A 2,953-nucleotide genomic window follows, 5' to 3' on the forward strand; every position below is an offset into this window, starting at 1 on the left:
CCACAGCCACCGCACGCACACCGTCCAGACCCGGCATGTGCACCCACGCCGACGACCGGTGACGGCCCGTTGCGGGAGCGGTCACGGTGTCCATGACGCTCGCCTCCCGCGGGGCTGGAGCACCGCGACGACCCGGTCTGACGACGGCGGACGGCGATGCACGAGGACTCTCCGGACAGGGGAGCGGACCTCTCGAGGATAGGTCAGGTCGGCGGGCGCGGCCGAACCGTGCGATCCGCTCAGGCGGGGAGGTGCTGCTCGGTGATGCGGCGGCCGAGGTCGGCCATCGCCGCGCGCAGCTCGACGGGGAGCAGCACCTCGACGTCGGGGGCGAGGGCGAGCAGCTCGGTGACCGCGTCGTCGTACGACAGGAAGCGGAACGAGCCCTCGACCCAGTCCGGGTGCACCTCCGACGGCGCGGGGTCGGGGCGCGGCCGCCAGCCCTCGGGGCGACCGGTGACCCGTGCGCGCTGCAGCGCCGAGGGCGAGACCCGCACCCGCACGCGGCGGATCCGGCCGCGCTCGGCGGGCAGGCCCGTCGGCACGGCGGGCACGTCCTGGGCGAAGGTGTCGAGCAGGGCGAAGCCGCCGCCGGGGCCGCGTACGGCGTAGACCGGCACGCCGGTGGCGCCGAGCTCGGTGAGGTCGCGCAGCACGGTGCGCTCCGACACCTCGAGCCGGTGGGCGAGCTCGGCCGCGGTCACCCGGCCCTCGTTCTGCAGGATGAGGAGCACGCTGAGCAGCCGTCCGGCGCGCATCCGTGCCCCCTTCTCCGGGATTCATGACACACGGTGTCATGAATCCCCTGGCACAGTCCTGGACATGCCGACCTTCGAGGCGACCACGGCGATCGCCGCCCCCGCCCCTGCAGTCTGGGGCACCCTGCTCGCCACCGACCGGTGGACCGGCTGGGACCCGCAGCTCGAGCGCGTCGACGGCGCCCTCACCGAGGGCGGACGCCTCGAGATCCGGGTGCGCGACAACCCGCGCCCGTTCACGCTCCGGGTCACCGCCTGGGAGCCGCACGGCCGGATCGTGCTCACCGGCGGCATGCCGCTCGGGCTGTTCACCGGGACACGGACCTACGCGCTCGCCGAGGCCGGCGGCCGCACCACCATGACCATGCGCGAGACCTACACCGGTCCGTTGGCAGGTGTGATCGACAGGTCGATCCCCGACCTGCAACCCTCGTTCGACGCGTTCGTCGCCGGCCTGCGCCGCGCGGCCGAAGGGCAGGAGTGAGCATGAAGGACCACGTCGAGGGCTCGGGCACCACGGAAGACCCATGGATCCTCACCACGCCCGTCGGCACCTCGGAGTTCGACGCCTGGCGCGACGAGGCCACCGACCCGCCCGCGCTCCGGGTGCGCGTCGGCAGCACGACCCTCGGCTACCAGCTCCGATGCATCGAGGACCTGCACGCGATGCTCACGGCGTACGGCGACTGGATGCCCCTCGGCAACGCCGACGAGCAGAAGGAGGCCAAGCCCGGGACGGTCGAGGCGTGGGCACGCGCCGACGACAACCCCGTGGGCGGCTTCTACGGGCTGCGCAAGGGATACCGAGGACGCTTCGCGACATACGTGCCGCCCGTGCTCGAGCACCTCGGGCTCGCCGAGGTCGAGCACAACCCGCGCAACAACCGGATGCGCGCGCTCTGAGGACGCGGCGAGGCCGACCCGCCCGGGGGGATGAGGGTCGGCCTCTGGCCGGGGGTCTCGCTCTGTCTGCTCCGTGCGCCTCTCAGCGGTCGGACGCGTGCACGTGGGTGGGCGGGGGCAGGGCCGGCGGACGCAGCAGCAGCCCGATCGGGCGCGACCACCAGCGCGTCTCCTGCACCATCGCCCGAGGGGCGGAGATGGACGGTGCGTCGTGACCGCCGATCGCGGCGACGGCGCTGGACACCAGGGCGGTCAGGTCGGCGCGCGTCTCGGCCGCGAGCTCGGGCCACTCCTCCCACGTGCAGATGAGGGCGTCGCCGTCGAGCCACACGAGTGCCGCGCGCGGGAGCTCGGCGCGCAGGGGCGAGGCGGGGACGCCGTCCGGGAAGAGGACGAGCACGCGGTTGCGCGGGGCGTGGGCCATCACGCGCGCGGGGACTGCGTAGCGGTACCACGGCCCCGGATTGGTCGGCAACGCGTACATCCGCCCCACCCTCAGCTCCGTCGCGCGCATCAGCCCTCACCCCAATCCCGTCCACTGGTCACCGATCACGTCGGCTCGACCGTGCGCTGATGTTGAGGAACCGAGCACGGAATCACCCGCCCGGCCGATCAAGGGCTGCTCGCACCGGCCGAACCCGGGAGTACCTCGCGGTCCACCGTGCGGCTCGGGCGCCGCCTCGGGCCCCCACGTCGCCGTGCGGACGGCGTGGCCGTGGATCGGCGCTCGGTCGGCTCCCCCTGCGAGCGCGGGCGGTGCGGCGCTCGTCACGCGCGATCGGGCTGCCGTCGTGCCCGTCCAGCACGGACAATGGCGGCATGCGGTGGGCCTGGATCAGCCTCGGAGTGGGGTGCGTGGCCATCGGCGCCGTCGCCACGCTCGTGCCGCTGATCCCGACGACGCCGTTCCTGCTGGTGGCGGCCTTCGCCTTCGCCCGGTCGTCCGAGCGCTTCCACACCTGGCTCACCACCCACCCCCGGCTCGGCCCCCCGATCCGCGAGTGGCACGAGGGGCGGCTCGTGCGCCGCAGCGCCAAGTGGCTCGCCACCGTGTCGATCTCGCTGGCCTTCATCTTCTCGGTCGTGATCGGCCTGCCGCTGTGGGTGCTGGGCGCCCAGGCCGCGGTGCTCTCGGCGGTCGTGGCGTACATCTGGTCGCGCCCCGAGCCCGAGGCGGTCGACGTCCGCGCGCTGCTCGCGACCGCCGACGCCGACTGACCCCACGCCCCTCACCGCCCCCGCGGGTCACGCGACGGCGTACGGCGCGGCACGGCAGAGTGGGGCCCGCACGC

5 protein-coding genes are annotated in these 2,953 nt (G+C 74.2%); 3 read left to right on the plus strand and 2 right to left on the minus strand.

The window, feature by feature from the left end; all coding sequences use genetic code 11:
* Window positions 1–239: 239 nt before the first annotated feature.
* A complete protein-coding gene (locus ACFQGU_RS16855) occupies window positions 240–758 on the minus strand; it encodes an HTH domain-containing protein (protein ID WP_386768862.1) in 519 nt (172 codons plus the stop codon).
* Window positions 759–822: 64 nt separating this feature from the next.
* Here ACFQGU_RS16855 and ACFQGU_RS16860 point away from each other — a divergent pair, with 64 nt between their 5' ends.
* Both ACFQGU_RS16860 and ACFQGU_RS16865 read left to right on the plus strand, forming a co-directional pair.
* The gene (locus tag ACFQGU_RS16860) at window positions 823–1,242 is read left to right on the plus strand and encodes an SRPBCC family protein (protein WP_386768863.1); all 420 of its coding nucleotides are present in this window, start codon (window positions 823–825) and stop codon (window positions 1,240–1,242) included.
* Window positions 1,243–1,244: 2 nt separating this feature from the next.
* Window positions 1,245–1,661, plus strand: a complete 417-nt coding sequence (locus ACFQGU_RS16865) for a DUF6855 family protein (protein WP_386768864.1) — start codon at window positions 1,245–1,247, stop codon at window positions 1,659–1,661.
* An 82-nt stretch (window positions 1,662–1,743) separates the two neighbouring features.
* Here ACFQGU_RS16865 and ACFQGU_RS16870 read toward each other — a convergent pair whose 3' ends face one another.
* Window positions 1,744–2,145 (minus strand): hypothetical protein, encoded by a 402-nt coding sequence (locus ACFQGU_RS16870; RefSeq protein WP_386768865.1) that lies wholly within the window; start codon window positions 2,143–2,145, stop codon window positions 1,744–1,746.
* A 335-nt stretch (window positions 2,146–2,480) separates the two neighbouring features.
* Between ACFQGU_RS16870 and ACFQGU_RS16875 the strand changes: the two genes are divergently transcribed.
* Window positions 2,481–2,879 (plus strand): YbaN family protein, encoded by a 399-nt coding sequence (locus ACFQGU_RS16875; RefSeq protein WP_386768866.1) that lies wholly within the window; start codon window positions 2,481–2,483, stop codon window positions 2,877–2,879.
* Window positions 2,880–2,953 lie beyond the last annotated feature (74 nt).

The organism is Longivirga aurantiaca (genome assembly GCF_042660085.1).
GTDB lineage: Bacteria > Actinomycetota > Actinomycetes > S36-B12 > CAIYMF01 > Longivirga > Longivirga aurantiaca.